We start from the raw sequence: 17,645 nt of genomic DNA on the forward strand, positions 1-17,645 counted from the left end.
AATTTAAAAAAATCTTAAAGTTTGAAAAACCGGCGGGCGTTGGCGGTTGTGGCGGCCGCAACCTCTTCAAGCGTCAACCCCTTGAGTTCAGCCATCTTGCGGGCCACTTCAACGACGTAGGCCGGTTCGTTGCGTTTGCCGCGGTAGGGAACCGGGGCCATGTACGGACAGTCCGTCTCAATCATGAGGTTGGTAAGGGGCATTTTCCGTACGGTTTCCTGCAGTGCCGCCGCGTTTTTAAAGGTGAGCACTCCTGTGACGGAAACCATCCCGCCGTTATCGGCCGCCTTTAAGGCGCATTCGGTTGATCCGGCAAAGCAGTGAAGGACAAATCCGACGTCCCCGGCTTTTTCCTCAATCAGAATCTTGAGGGCGTCGTCTTCGGCCTCACGCGCGTGCACGATCACGGGTTTTCCGAGGATTTTTGCCGCTTCAATGTGCCGCCGGAAACGGTTTTTCTGCCAGGTAAGATCGCCCTTACACCAGTGGTAATCAAGCCCTGTTTCACCCACAGCCTTCATTTCGGGCTGAGAGCAGATATGAAGGATGCGCTCAAGGCTCACTTCGGGACGCTCGGGGGTTACCTCAAACTCCGGGTGCAGCGCCCAGGCGCCGTAAAGGTACCCGGGATAGCGACGCACGAGCTCAACCACCCCGTCAATCTCGCTTTCTTCGCAGGCAATCACCATCCCGCCCGCCAAATGCGCGGCTTTCATGCGTTCGACCACCTGGTCACGGTCAGCATCAAACTGCGGGGCATTGATGTGCCCGTGCGAATCAAAAAATTCAACTGTCATAGAAATTCCGCGAGGAAACCCGCGTCTTCAGACGCGGGAGGAATCGCGGCCCTCCTTTCTCAGTTCAGTTAAAAACATTTTTCGCTTCTCAAGAAGCGAAAGTTTCTTGTAGGAAATACCGGCAGAAATCTTTGTACCGTTCAGACGGCGCACATCGAATGCACCCGAGGAGCGTCTGCCAAAAATAAAGCCGACTTCCCCTTTGCACAGCACCTTGTCAAAGAGCCTGAAGCCGTGCACTAGGTACGGAGCCTGATGGCGCTTGCGCACACCGCCTTTGAGAATCGTCAGCTTGTGGATCTGGCGATTGTGGCGGCGCGTCTGTTTCTGAAACAGGTATTCGCCCCGACGTTTTGCGTCGAGGACGCCGGCAATGCAGAAAGCGTCCGCGCAATGCGTCTTTGGCAAGCCCGCGACGATGCGCTTGTGTTTGGTCAGATACCCGTAGGTATTCGTGACAGGCAATTCGGGATGGCGCTCGCGCAGGCGGTTGAGCACCGTCCAACGCATGATGCCCATGAAAGTCTCTGCCCTGAAAGAAGCGCCGCGCCGGGGACTGAACTGCTTCAACTTGCCTGCGTGATACGCCTTGTGGCACGCCTCACAGAGCGTGATGAGGTTGCCCGGCGCGTCGCCTCCCGTTTTCCGACTCTCAATGTGATGCACGTTGAGAATCAGATCTTTCGATCTGCCTTTGCAGGCTTGGCAAACGTGACCGTCGCGGAACAGCACATATTCGCGCACGTTCCAAAAGCCAAGCTGCTCGCCCTGCTGATAGCCTTCGCCTTCAATCTCCGGGTTTTTGATCTTCTGAATGTCGAAGGATGCGGTTTCAATCACGATTTTGGTGATCGGAAGCACTCGGCAAACCGCTTCAATGCGCAATATGTGCGCCTGAATGCGGTTCTCCACGGACGGCGCAAGCCAACCCTTGTGCTTTGATCGAACGCGATTGTCAAAACGCGGCGCACGGTAGCGGGTCTTGCGGTTGCGTCGGGCGCGGCGAAGTGCCAAGCGATCCGAGAGCAAGCCCGTCACGTCCTGCCGCAGTTCGACCTCGGAAGCCAACAACTCTTCCTTGGCGGTCGTTGCGCTCAGGCCGACGTGCTTGTAGCCCGCATCCACACCCAAGGTGATCGGCTGCTTGGTTTCGCCTGTCGGCACCGTCAGTTGAATCACAAAGGGCGTTCGGCGCACAGGCACGGCCTTCCCGGCCCGAAGGAGCTTACGCGCCTTGGGCGGGGAGCACGGCATGAGCGGTTGCCCGCGCATATTCAACACAAAAACTTTCAAAGTGTTCTCCATTGACGGATACCTCACGGGCTCCGTCTGCTCGACCTTGCGGTCGGTGGTGATCCTTCGCCAATGTTGGAAGGGGTTTGTTGTCTGAAGCACCGCTCCTACCTCTCAGAGCTTTTAACCGCAGACCGCAGAGCGCGGGACTAGGATCGACATCCCGCGGTGCCTGTTTGCGTCCCGTCTTGCGACGGAACGGATTCCCAACCAACGGAGTCCGTCCGAAAACGGACTGAGGCTAGTCAACCAAGACTTGTTGCCAAGCCTCTGACTTCAGTCAGGGGTAGTTGACGATTTATCTGGCCGCAGCCTGGTGCCCGGAGTAGAGGGCATCGATTTCGGAGGCAAAGCGCTCGGCAATGGGCTTGCGCCTGAGTTTCAGGGTGGGCGTGAGAAGCCCGTTGTCAATTGTCCAGGCTTCCGGCAGGATCGCCACGTTTCTGGGCTGCCCGTAGCGCGGGAAATCACGCGTCACGGTCTTAATCCGCTTTAAAACGGCGGTGCGCACGTCTCTGCGGCCCATGGTCGCCGGATCCATGGGATCGAGCTGCATCTCGGCGCACAGCGCCTGCCAGCGGGCCTTATTTAAAACCGTAAGCACCGAGACGTAGGGCCGGTTTTCACCGACGGCCATCACCTGTTCAAAAAGGGGATCCTCCTGAATGGCAAATTCCAGGTCCACCGGGCTGATCTTTTCGCCGGTACTGGTCACGAGAATCTCTTTGATGCGGCCCTTGATGCGGATGCGTCCGCCGTCACTTAAATCGGCCTGATCGCCCGTTTTGAACCACCCGTCTTCGGTAAAGGCCGCACGGGTGTCGACCTCCCGGTTAAAGTAACCCTGCATGACCTGGGGGCCCTTCACCTGCAGCTCGTCGTTTTCGCCGGTCCTCACTTGGGTGTCGGAAAGCGGAAAACCGACGGTGGCGGGGTGATTTGACCCCTTGGCGCACATCGAAATCATGGGGGAGGTTTCGGTGAGTCCGTAAACCTGCATCAGGGGCAGCCCCATCCCGCAGAAAAACCGCGCGACGGAACTGTTAAGCGAAGCGCCGCCCGAGAGCATCACGCGCATGCGGCCGCCGAAGACGTCTCTGACGCTCATCGCAATCTTACGTTCCAGATACGGCCACATGAAGCTGTCGACGAAGCGCCGCGCGCTTTTTTCCTGCGGCAGATCGTTTTCGCGGCAGAATCGCCGCCAGCCCACTTCCCGGGCCCAGTCAAAGAAGTACCCCTTTTTGGCGGGCATCTTCGCACGCATTGCCATCAGGTGGTTGTAGAAGCGCTCGTAAATGCGGGGCACCGAACTCATCACCGTGGGACGGACGTCTGCGAGATCGTCGCGCAATTGCGACACACCCCGGGAAAACGCAAGGCACGCGCCGAAGGCCACACCCGTGTAGGCGCCGGCCGTCCGCTCAAAGGTGTGCGAAAGGGGCAGATAGGAAAGAATCACGTCGTCTTCGGTGATCTGCGTGACGTTCCACATCTGACGCACGTTATTCACAATATTGCTGTGCGACATCATCACGCCCTTGGGGCGGCCGGTGGTGCCCGAGGTGTACACAAGGCTTGAGAGGTCGGAGGCCTTGGGCCCCTCGGGAAGCTCGGCGACGTCGTTACCGGTTGCCAGCCACGCTTCAAGCCCGCCGTAAACAATGTGCCCGCAGCTTGTGCCTTCATCGGTATCGTTTGTGAAAACAACGCGGGTGAGGTTGGGGAGGTCTTCGTCGTTTTCAACGAGCGAATGCCAGCGGGCGAGCGACACCGTCACGAGAAAGCGCGAACCGCTGTCAGCAAGAATGTAACGAGAGGAACCCGCGGTGTCGCTGGCGTGAAGCGGCACGGTCACCAGGCCGTTGGCGAGCGCCGCCTGATCAAAGGTAACCGCATCGAGGGAATTAGGCAGCAGCATTGCCACACGGTCGCCCTTCGTAAGGCCCATCTTTGCAAAGGCCTTGCGCCAGCGCAGCACGCGCTTGGAAAACTCACGCCAGGTAATCGAGATCCATTCGTTGGTGGCAAAGTCATACCACCGGTAGGCCTCACGGTCGGGCCAGATCCGTACGGTGCGGTCCAGAAAATCCGGAATGACGCGGGCTTCTTCAGGGAAACGCGGCAAAGCAGTGCTCCTTATAGTCAACCGATCAATTTTACTCGGCGCAGAGAGTGCTTTAGCCGGCCGCATACACCCTGTTGCGAAAAATTGCGGGAGCCCAAAGGAAAACGGGACCTGCCGTTTATCATGGCTGATCCCATCAGAAAACTGCAGTTCCCGGCAGTTGTCAGTGATCGGACTTTACTGTTAAAACCGGAATACCGGCTTTATCAAGCGCAATCCAGCCGAAGCGGTGCGCCTTTTCGCCGTCAAGGGACCAATCCGGAATCACCCAGCGGGGAACCGGTTCCTCAAGGTGCACGGAGGGTCTGTGGGTGTGCCCGTGAATAACGCAGCAGCAGTCGGTGCTTCGCGCGGAGACTGCGACGGCATCGGTCACAACGTCCATGACAGCCAACGATTTTGCCTTTTTCTCGGTCTTTGAGCGCTTGCGTGCCTTTAAGGCCCAGAGCACGCGCTTAAGAACCGGCATATTGAGGGCCTCGGCCTGCCAGGCGGGGTCCCGCACCATTTTGCGGAACGCCTGATAGTCGGTGTCCAGAAGGCACCACTCGTCACCGTGAGAAAGGAGAATTCTCGGGCCCCCGGTCTGCTGCACCACAGTCTGCGGTTTTAAAAGCTCCCCGCCGCAAAGCCTTGCGTAATCCTCCCCCAAAAGCACATCGCGGTTACCCTGCATGAAGTAAAGCCTGCCGCCCGAGGCGGCGTACTTCTGAAAGGCGCGGGTGACGGGATACGCAATCCACGCGGCATCGTCTCCGAGCCAGAATTCAAAAAGGTCGCCTAAAACGAAAAGCTCCCGGTAGTGCGGTGCGGTTTCCCGCATAAACTGCAGGAAAGCCCGCACCGTTTTGGGCTTTGCGGGCGAAAGATGCAGATCGGCGATAAAAACGGGCTTTGTGAGTTCGGGCACCGTCCGGGTGCCCGCCAAAGCCGGCAGAGTCGCAGCAGTCATCCAAAAGTTACTACCTTGAAGTTTTTACGTGGCAGGCGCCGCGCAAAAACAACCAATCAAAGTCAGATGATTTCGGCCTTTTCAATGACGACGTCTTCCTTGGGAACGTCCTGGAAACCGCGGCTTGAGCCGGTCTTCACCTTGGCGATGCGGTCAATGACGTCAAAACCCTTCACCACACGACCGAAAACGGCGTAGCCCCAGCCCTGACCGGACGGAACCGTGTGGTTGAGAAAGTCGTTGTCGGAAACGTTGATGAAGAACTGGCTCGTCGCGGAGTGGGGGTCGCTCGTGCGGGCCATCGCGATCGTGTACTTGTCGTTTTTGAGCCCGTTCATCGCTTCGTTTTCAATCGGCGCGTGCCCTTCTTTGTGCTGCATGCCGGCTTCAAAGCCGCCGCCCTGAATCATGAAGCCGTCGATCACGCGGTGAAAGAGTGTGCCGTTGTAAAAGCCTTCCTTCACATAGCGCTCAAAGTTTGCGACGGTTTTCGGAGCAGCCTTGGCGTCGAGCTCCAGATCAAAGGAACCGAGATTGGTGGTAAAGCGGATCATGTTGACTTTTCCTCAATTACTTGACGATTTTGACGGAGCGGATTGTAACGGTCTTCACCGGCACATCACTCATGCCGGCCTTGCGCCCCGTTTTAGCCTGCGCGATTTTATCGACAACATCCATGCCGCGGGTTACGCGGCCGAAAACGGCGTAACCCCAGCCGTCCTGCGCTTCACGGGCGTCGAGGAAGGTGTTGTCCTCCACATTGATGAAAAACTGGCTTGTGGCGGAATGGGGCTCCGAGGTGCGGGCCATGGCAATCGTGCCTCTGCGGTTACTCACGCCGTTGCGGGCTTCGTTCACGATCGGTGTGTCCGTCGCCTTTTGCCGCATATCGGCCGTGAAGCCGCCGCCCTGAATCATGAAGCCGTCAATCACACGGTGAAAGATCGTGTTGTCGTAAAACCCTTTTTCGGCGTAAGCGAGGAAGTTTTTAACGGTCTCGGGGCTTTTTACCGGGTCAAGTCTCAGGGCAATCACGCCTTCGGTGGTGCTGATTTCGACGTTGACGGCATCGGCGGCTGCAAAAACGGCGGCGGGCGCAAGCGTTGCGGCAAGACCGGCCGCAGCCAGAGTAAGACGGATACGGGAGGAGAAACGGTTCATGGTTGCTATTGTTTAATGAGTCTGGAAAGTGTTGAAATGCGTTCGGCCAGGGCCGGTTCAGCCTTTTGTTCCTGGGCTTCCTTGTAATTGGTGAGCGCCCGCACAAGATAGAGGTTTGCGAGGTTAATCCTTGCGTTACGGAAGGCGGGCCTTAACCGCAGCGCCGTTTTTAAAAGCTCCTCGGCCTTATCGAGGTTTCCGGCACTGCTTTCAATGGCGGCCAGATTGTTGTAGGGCTCGGGGATTTCCGGGTACATCGCCGTAAATCGGTTTAATTCCCGGCGGGCGGCCTCTGTGTCCCCGGACTTTTCCAGCACGACGCAGCGCTGAAAACGAAGCTGCACGGACTTGGGATTTTTGGCAAGGGCCTTCGCGATAATGTCCAAAGCCCCTTCGTAGTCGCCTTTGGCGGCACGGGCGTCCACCGCATCACTGTACTGATCAACGGAGAGCGCCTTAAACGGCACCTCGGCAAGATCCGGGGAATCGAAGCGCCCGGCAGCGGCTGTCTGCACGGCAAGCAGGGCTGCCGCCGCCCAAAGAGTCATCTTTACGGTGCGTAAAAAACGGTTTTTCTTCACGGTCACTTCCGGGAAAATTCAGAATCCGGCTTCGGGTAAAGGGCTGAGGCGCGGTAAAAAGCCGCCCCGCGGGCTTATACTCCGAAATTGCCTGCGCGGAATTTTAATAAAGCCTGAGCGCATGACGCTTAAGGCCGCACCGCGCGAAATGCTTCAGAATTTTTCAAAGATCTCGTTATGGCTCTTTCCATTTATTCAACGCTTGCGCGTCAGGTCGTTCCCTTTACACCGCTTGTGGCCGGCAAAGTCGGCATGTACGTCTGCGGCGTCACCGTTTACGACTACTGCCATATCGGCCACGCTCGCACGTTTGTGGCCTTTGACGTGATCCGCCGCTGGCTTGAGGCCTCGGGCTACGCCGTCACTTTTGTCCGTAACGTCACCGACGTCGATGACAAGATCATCCGCCGCGCCGCGGAAAAAGGGATTTCCACCAAGGAACTCACCGACACCTACACGCGCGCGATGCAGGAGGATATGGAAAACCTCGGGTGCCTTGCGCCCACTTATGAGCCCCGCGCCACGGAATTTATTCCGCAGATGTTAAGTCTCGTGAAAAAGCTCGAGGAAAAGGGGCTTGCCTATAAGGCCGCTGACGGCGACGTCGACTTTGCCGTGCGTAAGTTCGCGGGGTACGGCAAGCTCTCGGGCCGCACGCTTGACGAACTGCAGGCAGGCGCCCGTGTGGACGTCGCGCAGGGTAAGCGCGATCCGCTCGACTTCGTGCTCTGGAAGCACGCCAAGCCCGGTGAACCCCAGTGGGATTCGCCCTGGGGCCCGGGCCGGCCCGGCTGGCACATTGAGTGCTCGGCGATGAGCTGCCGCTATCTCGGGGAAACCTTTGATATTCACGGGGGCGGTCCGGACCTTATCTTCCCGCACCACGAAAACGAAATTGCCCAGAGCGAGGGCGCAAACGGCAAGACGTTTGCGCGCTATTGGCTCCACAGCGGGCCCCTGCGCGTGAAAAGCGCCGACGGCAAAGAAGAGAAGATGAGTAAGTCGCTCGGCAACTTCTGGACGATCCGCGATGCGCTCAAGGAAACCAATGCCCGGTTTGGCGACGGTAACGGCGCGGAAGTGCTGCGCTTTTTCCTTTTGAGAAGCCAGTACAGAAGCTCGATTACCTTTAACCCGGACCTGATTCTGGACGCCCACAAGGGCCTGATGCGCCTTTATACGGCTTTAGCCGACACGCCGGCCGCCGATGTTGACGTTGACTGGAACACAGAGGCCGCCGTGCGCTTTAAGGCGGCGATGGACGATGACTTCAATACGCCGGAAGCCGTGAGCAGCCTTTTTGAGCTCGCAAATGCCGTCAACCGCACGCATGATGCGAAACTGGCGGGGGAACTCAAGGCCCTGGCCAAAATTCTCAACATCCTGCAGCGCGATCCGCAGACATTCATTAAGGGCGCGGCCTCTGACGTTGATGCCGCGCACGTTGGAGCGCAGATTGCTGCCAGAGCCGCCGCAAAAAAGGCTAAGAACTGGGCCGAAGCCGACCGCATCCGAAAAGAGCTTCTTGAGGCCGGCATCGTCCTTGAAGACGGCCCGCAGGGCACGACCTGGAAAAAGGCGTAAACGGTCAACTACCCCTGACTGAAGTCAGAGGCTTGGCAACAAGTCTTGGTTGACTAGCCTCAGTCCGTTTTCGGACGGACTCCGTTGGTTGGGAATCCGTTCCGTCGCAAGACGGGACGCAAACAGGCACCGCGGGATGTCGATCCTAGTCCCGCGCTCTGCGGTCTGCGGTTAAAAGCTCTGAGAGGTAGGAGCGGTGCTTCAGACAACAAACCCCTTCCAACATTGGCGAAGGATCACCACCGACCGCAAGGTCGAGCAGACGGAGCCCGTGAGGTATCCGTCAATGGAGAACACTTTGAAAGTTTTTGTGTTGAATATGCGCGGGCAACCGCTCATGCCGTGCTCCCCGCCCAAGGCGCGTAAGCTCCTTCGGGCCGGGAAGGCCGTGCCTGTACGCCGAACGCCCTTTGTGATTCAACTGACGGTGCCGACGGGCGAAACCAAGCAGCCGATCACCTTGGGTGTGGATGCGGGCTACAAGCACGTCGGCCTGAGCGCAACGACCGCCAAGGAAGAGTTGTTGGCTTCCGAGGTCGAACTGCGGCAGGACGTGACGGGCTTGCTCTCGAATCGCTTGGCACTTCGCCGCGCCCGACGCAACCGCAAGACCCGCTACCGTGCGCCGCGTTTTGATAATCGCGTTCGATCAAAGCACAAGGGCTGGCTTGCGCCGTCCGTGGAGAACCGCATTCAGGCGCACATATCGCGCATTGAAGCGGTTTGCCGAGTGCTTCCGATCACCAAAATCGTGATTGAAACCGCATCCTTCGACATTCAGAAGATCAAGAATCCCGAAGTCGAAGGCACGGACTATCAGCAGGGCAAGCAGCTTGGCTTTTGGAACGTGCGCGAATATGTGCTGTTCCGCGACGGTCACGTTTGCCAAGCCTGCAAAGGCAGATCGAAAGATCTGATTCTCAACGTGCATCACATTGAGAGTCGGAAAACGGGAGGCGACGCGCCGGGCAACCTCATTACGCTGTGCGAGGCGTGCCACAAGGCGTATCACGCAGGCAAGTTGAAGCAGTTCAGTCCCCGGCGCGGCGCTTCTTTCAGGGCAGAGACTTTCATGGGCATCATGCGTTGGACGGTGCTCAACCGCCTGCGCGAGCGCCATCCCGAATTGCCTGTCACGAATACCTACGGGTATCTGACCAAACACAAGCGCATCGTCGCGGGCTTGCCAAAGACGCATTGCGCGGACGCTTTCTGCATTGCTGACGTCCTCGACGCAAAACGTCGGGGCGAATACCTGTTTCAGAAACAGACGCGCCGCCACAATCGCCAGATCCACAAGCTGACGATTCTCAAAGGCGGTGTGCGCAAGCGCCATCAGGCTCCGTACCTAGTGCACGGCTTCAGGCTCTTTGACAAGGTACTGTGCAAAGGGGAAGTCGGCTTTATTTTTGGCAGACGCTCCTCGGGTGCATTCGATGTGCGCCGTCTGAACGGTACAAAGATTTCTGCCGGTATTTCCTACAAGAAACTTTCGCTTCTTGAGAAGCGAAAGATGTTTTTAACTGAACTGAGAAAGGAGGGCCGCGATTCCTCCCGCGTCTGAAGACGCGGGTTTCCTCGCGGAATTTCTATGATCGTTGCCTGGTGGGCTGATGCGTTAAGAGTCGTCGCGCGCGACCCCGTGCTGCAGAGCGTGATTGAATCCTGCCGCGAAGAGGCGTTGCAGGAAACCGATGACCTGATGCGCTCGATGGTGCGTGCCGTCTGCGGTCAGCAGGTGCATAACAGCGCCGCTAAAGCCGCGCAGAGCCGGGTGCTTGCGTTTGCGGGCAATACGGCAGGCGCAGAACTTGCGCGCGCTCTTGTTGCCGCGGACGAAACGGCGCTCGCGGCGTTGGGGCTCACCAAAACCAAAGTGAAGGCTTTAAGGGCTCTGGCAGGGGGCTTCATGACCGGGCAACTGACGCCCGAAGCGCTTAACCCCTTAACCGACGCCGAGATTCTTGCAAGGCTCGATGACCTTCCGGGCGTGGGCCCGTGGACCGCGCACATGGTGATGATTTTCGGGCTTAACCGCCCGGACGTTTTCCCCGTGGACGATTTCGGCGTTAAAAAAGCGGCCGAAGCCCTTTACGGGTCGGTTGAAAAGGCCCGGGAGCTCTCAGAAGCTTGGAAACCCTACAGGACGGCCGCCACGTGGCTTTTGTGGCGGAGCCGCACTCAAACGCCCGTACAGTACTGATTACATTGACCCGGAAAGCCCCGCTTTCCGCCAAAAACGAACGGATAAACCTTATGTCGAAGAAAGTTTTCCTTGAATTTGAAAAAGCGTTGGGTGAAATCGACGCACAGATCGAAAAACTCGAAAACGACGCTCTGGAAAACGGCACGGAGCACCAAAGCGAAATTGCGCGGCTTGAGCGCGAAATGACGCAAAAGACCGCGGAAATCTACCGGGAGCTCACGCCCTGGCAGACGGCTTTGGTCGCCCGCCATCCCAACCGCCCGTACACGCTTGACTACGTGGATGCCGTTTTTGAAGACTTTCATGAACTCCACGGTGACCGTACCTTTGCCGATGATCAGTCGATCATCGGGGGCCTGGCCCGTTTGGGCGAACACCCCGTGATGGTGATCGGGCACCAGAAGGGGCGCGACACCCGTGAGCGCACGAAGCGCAACTTCGGCATGAGCCGCCCGGAAGGCTACCGCAAGGCCCTGAGGCTCATGAAACTAGCTGAAAAGTTCGGACTTCCCGTCTTTACGTTTGTGGACACTCCCGGGGCCTATCCGGGAATCGGCGCCGAAGAACGCAACCAATCCGAAGCCATCGGCCGCAACATTCTTGAGATGAGTAAGTTCACCGTTCCCGTGATTGCCACGATTATCGGGGAAGGGGGCTCGGGCGGAGCGCTTGCAATTGCCGTCGCCGACGTCGTTTTGATGCTGCAGTATGCGACTTATTCCGTGATCAGCCCCGAAGGCTGCGCCTCCATTCTCTGGAAGTCCGCGGACAAGGCGCCGCAGGCCGCGGAAGCCCTGGCGCTTACCTCAGACAAACTCTTAACGCTCGGGCTTGTGGATAAAGTGATCCCTGAACCCCTGGGCGGCGCGCACCGTGATCCGAAGCTCATGGCAGCGGCACTTAAAAAGACCCTGATTGATGAACTGCGCAAAGTCATGAGCCTTTCATCGGATGAACTGCGTGAGCGGCGTCTTGCGCGCATCATGAGTTACGGGCGCTTTGAAACGGTTCAAACCCCTGAAGCCGAAGCAAAGAAAACGGCGGAAACCCTGAAAGCCGCGGCGCTCACAGCCGTGGACGCCGTGGAAGCCAAGGCCGAAGATAAAACCGAAGCCGAGCCGGCCGCCAAAAAGCCCGCAGCCCGCAAGCCCCGCTCCAAAAAGGCGGATGAGGGCGACGCCGGTGCCGCAGCCGAGCCCGTTAAAAAGGCAGCGGCAAAGAAGTCGCCCGCCAAACCCCGTACCGCTAACAAAGCCGTAAAGACCGATGCCCAAGGCTGAGAATAAGAAGGCGGCAGCAAAGCGCGGACCGACCCCGGCACAACACTTAACGGAGCTCGTGAAGGCCGCGGTTGACGCCGTGGCCGAGCGCCGTGCGGCAAGCCCCGCGGAAGTGTTTTGTCTGAGACCCGTGAATCCGGTACGGATTGTGGCGGCGTTTTCGGGCGGCCGTGACTCAACGGCCCTCGTGGATATTTTGGCGAAGCTCTACCATAAGCCGCATCAGACGCAGATCGCTGAAATCACGGTGGTGCACGTGCACCACGGGCTCTCCGTGAACGCCGACGCCTGGGCCGAGCACGCCAAAGCCATGTGCGAAAAGTGGCGTCTGCCTCTGCGGATCGAAAAGGTTTATGTGAACCGCCAGTCGCCCGCCGGCATCGAAGCCGCCGCGCGTGAGGCCCGTTATCAGACCTTGAAGCGCATTGCGCACGAAACGAATTCCGATGTGATCATGACGGGGCATCACCTCGACGACCGCATCGAAACCTTCTTCATTCAGTGGATGAGAGGCGCCGGTCCCGAAGGGCTTTCCGCTATGAGTCCCGTGCGCACGATGGAAAGCGCGGCTTTAACCGAGCGCCTCGTGTTGTCGCGGCCCTGGCTTGATGTGGCGCGCTCAGAAATCGAGAGCTACGTCAAAAAGGCGCGGCTCACGTTTGTCGAGGACGACAGTAACGCCGACAACCGTTTTTTACGTAACCTCATCCGCAACAAGGTCTTTCCGGAACTGGATGCCGTAAGACCCGGCTGGCGCGCGGCTGCCGCGCGAAGCGTCACGCTTGTGGCGCAGGCCGCGGACGTCATGAAAAGCGTCGGAAGCGATGATGTGGCGCTGTGCCGTGCCGCTGACGGCCATTCGCTCGTCATTGCCAAGCTTCTGATGCTGCCGGTCGCGCGCCAGGCTCTGTGTCTGAGAAGCTGGCTTGCCGCTGAAGGCGTGCGCCCCCCGTCCAAAGTCCGGCTTTTTGAGGCACTGCGGCAGGTGAGGGAAACGCACAACGACAGCCGCCTTACGATCCGCTGTGACGGCCGCGAAATCCGCCGCTGGGGCGCGGACCTCGTTTTGCGTGACTGCGATCCTGTAAACCGCGATGTCTCCCGCGACATGGATCTTGTCTGGAAGGGCGAATCCGAGATAAGCCTGGGACTCTGGGGCGGGGTACTGCGGTTTATACCGTGCGAAGAAGGCGAAGCCGGCTTTGATGCTCAAAAATTAAAAGAGGGGCCTTTGTTTGTGCGGTCCAGACGTGGCGGCGAAAAACTCAAGCTCTGGGCTTTGCGGCCGAGCCGCAATCTCAAGCACCTTTATCAGGCTTTAAAAATCCCGAGTTTTGAAAGGGGGTCCTTACCCCTTCTTTGGCTCGGAGGCCGCCTCATTTTTGCCGCGGGGCTCGGAGGGGACGTACGGTACATCGCCGACCCCGAACTCATCCGGGAGCGCATCAAGCTTGAATGGGTGCCGGATAAACCGCTGCTGGGAGTCTGAGGATGGCAAAAAAGGCTGTGGCGTCCCGCATGGACGACCTCTTTAACGACATGATGCTCGTTGACTCGGGCGACCTCATCGCGGGGGTGGATGAGGCGGGCAGAGGCCCCTTAGCCGGGGCTGTCTACGCCGCAGCCGTGATTTTGAATCCCGATGAACCGATCGAAGGCCTCAGAGACAGCAAAAAGCTCACAGCCAAGCGCCGCGATGAACTGGCTGAAGAAATCAAAGCCAAGGCCCTCTGCTGGTGTGTGGCGGATGCCTCGGTCGAAGAAATCGAGGAAATGAATATCCTTAAAGCCACCATGCTCGCGATGCGCCGTGCAGTGCTGGGCTTAAGAATTGAACCCAAACTGGTGCTTGTGGACGGCAACCGCCTCCCGGAAGTTCCGTACCCGGCAAACGCCATCGTAAAGGGCGACGACAAGGTGGCTGCGATTTCCGCCGCAAGCATTCTTGCCAAGACAACGCGTGACCACCGCATGGATGAGCTCGATCTCCGCTATCCCGGTTACGGCTTTGCCAAACATAAGGGCTACGGCGTTAAAGAACACATCGACGCGATTAAGCGCCTGGGCGTGTGTCCTGAGCACCGCAAAACCTTTGAGCCGATTGCCTCGATCCTGGGCGTTGCTTCAGCCAAGGAAAAGCGCAAGGCCAAAAAAGGAGAAAGGCCCGCCTTTGAATTAAGCTGAAACCCTGTATTTATGAGGCCCGGAAATCCTGAGAGATCCGGGCTTTTTGTTGCTTAAAAACAACAAATGAAAACCAGATCTTTATTTTTGGAAATGAGCCGTCAACCACATTCCGTCAGAGAAGGGCACTGACTAATTCTTTAATTAAATCAATAGAGTAATATCAATACCCAAAAGATTTTATCGGCTGGAAAAGTGTTTTACCGTCTGATTTAACAGTAAAAACACGGTTAATACCTCAAATAAGACAAACAGATTATTTGCGCTTGCCGGAAAAAATCCGATACAGTCGCACTAACGGTGAGCCGACTCAGGCATCAAAAGGCTTGGGCGGCTGAATCCGCTAATTAAAGGAGAGAATTCCAAGTGCAGAAGAAGTTGATTGCTGTTGCTGTGCTCGGCGCCTGTGTTGCAGGTTCCGCTTTTGCAGCGAACGTGGATGTGTACGGCCGTATTGATACGGGCCTTTCTTATGTTCATTACGATGAAACCGGGTTGTCTGATGCCAAGGATACCCTTTCGCTCGATTCCGGTCTTTCCAGCGGCAACCGCTGGGGCCTGAAAGGTTCTGAGGACCTTGGTAACGGCTACCAGGTTGGGTTCGTACTGGAAAGCGGCTTCGACGCCGACACCGGTGCTCTGGGCGCCGGTGGCATCTTTGGACGTGAAGCGACGCTTCGTGTGTCCGGCCCCTTCGGCAGCATCTACGCCGGTCGTATGGGTCGTATCGGTTCTGATGCCGGCTCTGTCGGTTTCTACGCGGGCAGCGTGAGCCCCTTTGGTTCGGGCTGGGGCAAGATGGCCGGTCACTTTGCCGTTACGGCCAACTACGATAGCCGCTACAACAACGCCTTAGCCTATGTTTCCCCGAAGGTTGGTCCGGTCACGGTTTACGCTCAGTACACCATGGGTAATACTACTGAAAACGAATCTGGCGATGATCGTCTCTTCTCTCTCGGCGCTCAGGCTGACTTCGGTGCCCTCCAGGTGCTCGGTTTGGTTGAATACCTGAACAAGAAGAGTGTTGCCGGCACGACCGTGTACGATGACAGCCAGTACGATGATTCCTACACCATCAATCTCGGCGGTTCTTATGATTTCAGCGTTGCCAAAGTGTTCCTCGCTGGTCAGTATTTCAAGGCGGCTCCTAACTATGCCGGCATGAAGGCTAACTACGCTAAGCTCGTCGGAGGAAATGAATGGCGCTATTCCTTTGATGGTTTCGGTGTGAACGTTGGTGCCACGGCCCCGATCGGTGCCGGTCAGTTCCTCGTCAGTGCCGGTTACGGTAAGGGCGATGTGAACTACAACACGCAAGATGCCAAGATTTCTGCTGACGCCTACATCATCCAGGTCGGCTACACCTATCCGTTCTCCAAGCGTACGAACCTTTACGCTGGTGCCGGTTACATGCAGACCAGCATGGAAGACGGCTACATCACTGACAACACGACCAGTGATAAGGACTTCAAGACCACCCAGGTTATGTTCGGTCTTCTCCACAAGTTCTAATCCTTTGATTAGACTTGCGTAGTCTTTAGCCCTAAACCCCTTCTTGGTTTCGGCCGAGGAGGGGTTTTCTGTATCCCATAAACGTGAGGCTTTCATCCATGGAATTTAAATCCGTCATTGCCGTCATTCCTGCCGCGGGTGTGGGCAGCCGGATGAAAGCTGATCATCCCAAGCAGTACCTGTCGATCGCCGGTGACTCAACGCCAACGGTGCTTCAGGCGTGCATTGCTTCGCTTTCTGCCGTCAGTCAGATTAACCGCATCGTGGTGGGCGTAAGCCCCTCCGACGGCTATGCCGCGGATCTTGGCCTGGGCAAAGCCGAACTCTTCCGCACGGGCGGCGCCACGCGCAGTGAAACGGTTTTAAATACGCTCAAAGCAATCGGAACGGAGACACTCAAAGATGCGCTCGTCCTGGTGCACGATGCCGCAAGGCCCCTCGTGGATCCCGACGACGTCACAGAGCTCATTGATAAAGCCAAAACCGATATCCTTAAACACGGACCTTCAGCCGGCGCTGTGCTGGCGGTCCCTGTGTCTGATACCGTTAAGCGCACCGATGCTGACGACGTCATCACTGAGGACATTTCCCGCGAGCATCTCTGGCGCATTGCAACACCGCAGGCCTTTGCCGGGCTGGCGCTTTTAAATGCACTTGAGAAACACCCCGACGTCACGGATGAGTCAAGCGCCGTTCGGGCCGCGGGCGGCCGCGTAAGCGTTGTTGCAGCGCAGCCCTCGGTCTTTAAAATAACAAGACCCGCTGATTTAACTTTGGCCCGCATGATGTTTGAAAACTCTCAGAAGCCGATGCTCCCCGAAATCCGTACCGGCATCGGTTATGACTCCCACCGTCTGGTCGAAGGGCGTCCTTTGATTCTTGGCGGCGTCACGATTCCCCACACGAAGGGCCTTGACGGTCACAGTGACGCGGATGTGCTGCTGCATGCCGTCACGGACGCCGTGTTGGGCGCCGCCAACCTGGGCAACATCGGGATTTTGTTCCCGGACACCGATCCCGCCTACAAGGGTGCCGACAGCGGCGTTTTACTCAAAGACGCTTTCGTGCGTGTGCGCGCCGCAGGCTGGGAACTCGTGAACCTCGACGCGGTTCTCATTGCCCAAAAGCCCAAGATCAACCCACATCTCACAGCCATCCGCGAAAGCATTGCCCGCATTATGTCTGTGGATGTCAGCCGCATTTCCGTCAAACCCAAGACCAACGAAAAACTCGGGTTTGAAGGCCGGGAAGAGGGGATGAGTGCTTTCGTCACCGTCCTTTTGGCCCGCGTCTAGATTATTAACCAAAGGTTTTGTTATGCCTGAAGTCAACCGCAAAAAAGTCCGTGCCATGGCCTCAGAACTCGCCCAGGCCCCCGAAGGCGAGATTCTTGAGCGCTTTAAGTCGTCAATGACCACCAGTGAATTTGAGGCCCTGCAGCGCGTCTGCCGCGACAGAGGCATTGCCGTTCCCGCCGAGCACGGCGAAATCACGCCCGAACCCGACCTTCCGCAGCGCATCATCAGCGCCGAGGAGCTCGCAGGCGTTGACGTAGCACAGGTAAAAAAAGCCACGTCCTTCGGCTGGAGTGAGGGAATTTCGCTTCTTGCCGGTGTCGGCATGGCAATCGGCCTCTGGAAGGGCGACATCTGGATTGCGCTGTTCTACGGCGTCGTGACGGCGGTTGTTCTCTACCTGGTACTCCGTTACGCCCGTAAGACCTGGCTTGAGCTCGGCGAAGCCGCGATCACAGGCAAAGTCCCCGAAGGGAAGAAAAAGAAGTAACAGCCGTTTGTCTGCCGGAGACCAACAGCGGCTTACCCCCCCCCCTGGGTTTAAGCCGCTTTTTTCGCGTCCCGCGTTTTCTGCACGTTTGCTTTTTGCTGTGTTGAGACAAAATTCCTTCCGTGTTGACATAACACATCAAAACTAAGTAAAACACCCTAACAACATTCGCTTTTAACCCC

At 57.5% G+C, this 17,645-nt stretch carries 15 protein-coding genes and 1 pseudogene; 9 read left to right on the plus strand and 7 right to left on the minus strand.

What is annotated here, in order from left to right:
• Window positions 1-14: 14 nt before the first annotated feature.
• The 7 genes from NXF97_RS01000 to NXF97_RS01030 form a co-directional block, all read right to left on the minus strand.
• Entirely contained in the window at window positions 15-797 is a 783-nt protein-coding gene (locus tag NXF97_RS01000) for a TatD family hydrolase (RefSeq protein WP_274956118.1), read from the minus strand.
• Between the two features lie 27 nt (window positions 798-824).
• Complete coding sequence (gene iscB / locus NXF97_RS01005; RefSeq protein WP_274956119.1) at window positions 825-2,102, minus strand: RNA-guided endonuclease IscB; 1,278 nt, start codon at window positions 2,100-2,102, stop codon at window positions 825-827.
• 286 nt (window positions 2,103-2,388) lie between these two features.
• Entirely contained in the window at window positions 2,389-4,218 is a 1,830-nt protein-coding gene (locus tag NXF97_RS01010; RefSeq protein WP_274956120.1) for an AMP-dependent synthetase/ligase, read from the minus strand.
• Between the two features lie 163 nt (window positions 4,219-4,381).
• On the minus strand, window positions 4,382-5,170 hold the full coding sequence (locus NXF97_RS01015) for a UDP-2,3-diacylglucosamine diphosphatase (RefSeq protein WP_274956121.1): 789 nt from the start codon (window positions 5,168-5,170) through the stop codon (window positions 4,382-4,384).
• A gap of 62 nt (window positions 5,171-5,232) precedes the next feature.
• Window positions 5,233-5,724 carry a peptidylprolyl isomerase gene (locus NXF97_RS01020; RefSeq protein WP_274956122.1) on the minus strand — a complete coding sequence of 164 codons (492 nt, stop codon included), beginning with the start codon at window positions 5,722-5,724 and terminating at the stop codon, window positions 5,233-5,235.
• Between the two features lie 16 nt (window positions 5,725-5,740).
• Window positions 5,741-6,331 (minus strand): peptidylprolyl isomerase, encoded by a 591-nt coding sequence (locus NXF97_RS01025; protein WP_274956123.1) that lies wholly within the window; start codon window positions 6,329-6,331, stop codon window positions 5,741-5,743.
• A 5-nt stretch (window positions 6,332-6,336) separates the two neighbouring features.
• Complete coding sequence (locus NXF97_RS01030; RefSeq protein WP_274956124.1) at window positions 6,337-6,912, minus strand: tetratricopeptide repeat protein; 576 nt, start codon at window positions 6,910-6,912, stop codon at window positions 6,337-6,339.
• Window positions 6,913-7,089: 177 nt separating this feature from the next.
• Here NXF97_RS01030 and cysS point away from each other — a divergent pair, with 177 nt between their 5' ends.
• From cysS to NXF97_RS01075, 9 genes and pseudogenes are all read left to right on the plus strand, one after another.
• Window positions 7,090-8,496, plus strand: a complete 1,407-nt coding sequence (gene cysS / locus NXF97_RS01035) for a cysteine--tRNA ligase (protein ID WP_274956125.1) — start codon at window positions 7,090-7,092, stop codon at window positions 8,494-8,496.
• A 286-nt stretch (window positions 8,497-8,782) separates the two neighbouring features.
• Window positions 8,783-10,060, plus strand: a complete 1,278-nt coding sequence (gene iscB / locus NXF97_RS01040) for an RNA-guided endonuclease IscB (protein ID WP_274956126.1) — start codon at window positions 8,783-8,785, stop codon at window positions 10,058-10,060.
• A gap of 27 nt (window positions 10,061-10,087) precedes the next feature.
• Window positions 10,088-10,699, plus strand: a complete 612-nt coding sequence (locus NXF97_RS01045) for a DNA-3-methyladenine glycosylase family protein (protein WP_074009492.1) — start codon at window positions 10,088-10,090, stop codon at window positions 10,697-10,699.
• Between the two features lie 53 nt (window positions 10,700-10,752).
• Window positions 10,753-11,715 (plus strand): annotated as a pseudogene (locus NXF97_RS01050) (acetyl-CoA carboxylase carboxyltransferase subunit alpha); the annotation flags it as partial.
• A gap of 253 nt (window positions 11,716-11,968) precedes the next feature.
• Window positions 11,969-13,471: a tRNA lysidine(34) synthetase TilS gene (tilS, locus tag NXF97_RS01055; RefSeq protein WP_274956127.1), complete on the plus strand. Its 1,503-nt coding sequence runs from the start codon at window positions 11,969-11,971 to the stop codon at window positions 13,469-13,471.
• A 29-nt stretch (window positions 13,472-13,500) separates the two neighbouring features.
• Window positions 13,501-14,166 carry a ribonuclease HII gene (rnhB, locus tag NXF97_RS01060; RefSeq protein ID WP_204207006.1) on the plus strand — a complete coding sequence of 222 codons (666 nt, stop codon included), beginning with the start codon at window positions 13,501-13,503 and terminating at the stop codon, window positions 14,164-14,166.
• 366 nt (window positions 14,167-14,532) lie between these two features.
• Window positions 14,533-15,678, plus strand: coding sequence for a porin (locus tag NXF97_RS01065; RefSeq protein WP_274956128.1), 1,146 nt, complete (start codon window positions 14,533-14,535; stop codon window positions 15,676-15,678).
• A 98-nt stretch (window positions 15,679-15,776) separates the two neighbouring features.
• Window positions 15,777-16,973: a 2-C-methyl-D-erythritol 2,4-cyclodiphosphate synthase gene (ispF, locus tag NXF97_RS01070; protein WP_274956129.1), complete on the plus strand. Its 1,197-nt coding sequence runs from the start codon at window positions 15,777-15,779 to the stop codon at window positions 16,971-16,973.
• 22 nt (window positions 16,974-16,995) lie between these two features.
• Complete coding sequence (locus NXF97_RS01075) at window positions 16,996-17,463, plus strand: hypothetical protein (RefSeq protein ID WP_274956130.1); 468 nt, start codon at window positions 16,996-16,998, stop codon at window positions 17,461-17,463.
• Window positions 17,464-17,645 lie beyond the last annotated feature (182 nt).

It is taken from the genome of Duodenibacillus massiliensis (assembly GCF_928721995.1).
Taxonomy (GTDB): domain Bacteria; phylum Pseudomonadota; class Gammaproteobacteria; order Burkholderiales; family Burkholderiaceae_F; genus Duodenibacillus; species Duodenibacillus massiliensis.

What these genes read in the sequence shown, in the direction of transcription:
- NXF97_RS01025 (WP_274956123.1), bottom strand. Translation starts at nt 6,331, where the DNA reads ATGAACCGTTTCTCCTCCCGTATCCGTCTTACTCTGGCTGCGGCCGGT.
- iscB (WP_274956126.1), top strand. Translation starts at nt 8,783, where the DNA reads ATGGAGAACACTTTGAAAGTTTTTGTGTTGAATATGCGCGGGCAACCG.
- iscB (WP_274956119.1), bottom strand. Translation starts at nt 2,102, where the DNA reads ATGGAGAACACTTTGAAAGTTTTTGTGTTGAATATGCGCGGGCAACCG.
- tilS (WP_274956127.1), top strand. Translation starts at nt 11,969, where the DNA reads ATGCCCAAGGCTGAGAATAAGAAGGCGGCAGCAAAGCGCGGACCGACC.
- rnhB (WP_204207006.1), top strand. Translation starts at nt 13,501, where the DNA reads ATGGACGACCTCTTTAACGACATGATGCTCGTTGACTCGGGCGACCTC.
- NXF97_RS01045 (WP_074009492.1), top strand. Translation starts at nt 10,088, where the DNA reads ATGATCGTTGCCTGGTGGGCTGATGCGTTAAGAGTCGTCGCGCGCGAC.
- NXF97_RS01020 (WP_274956122.1), bottom strand. Translation starts at nt 5,724, where the DNA reads ATGATCCGCTTTACCACCAATCTCGGTTCCTTTGATCTGGAGCTCGAC.
- NXF97_RS01075 (WP_274956130.1), top strand. Translation starts at nt 16,996, where the DNA reads ATGCCTGAAGTCAACCGCAAAAAAGTCCGTGCCATGGCCTCAGAACTC.
- ispF (WP_274956129.1), top strand. Translation starts at nt 15,777, where the DNA reads ATGGAATTTAAATCCGTCATTGCCGTCATTCCTGCCGCGGGTGTGGGC.
- NXF97_RS01015 (WP_274956121.1), bottom strand. Translation starts at nt 5,170, where the DNA reads ATGACTGCTGCGACTCTGCCGGCTTTGGCGGGCACCCGGACGGTGCCC.
- NXF97_RS01000 (WP_274956118.1), bottom strand. Translation starts at nt 797, where the DNA reads ATGACAGTTGAATTTTTTGATTCGCACGGGCACATCAATGCCCCGCAG.
- cysS (WP_274956125.1), top strand. Translation starts at nt 7,090, where the DNA reads ATGGCTCTTTCCATTTATTCAACGCTTGCGCGTCAGGTCGTTCCCTTT.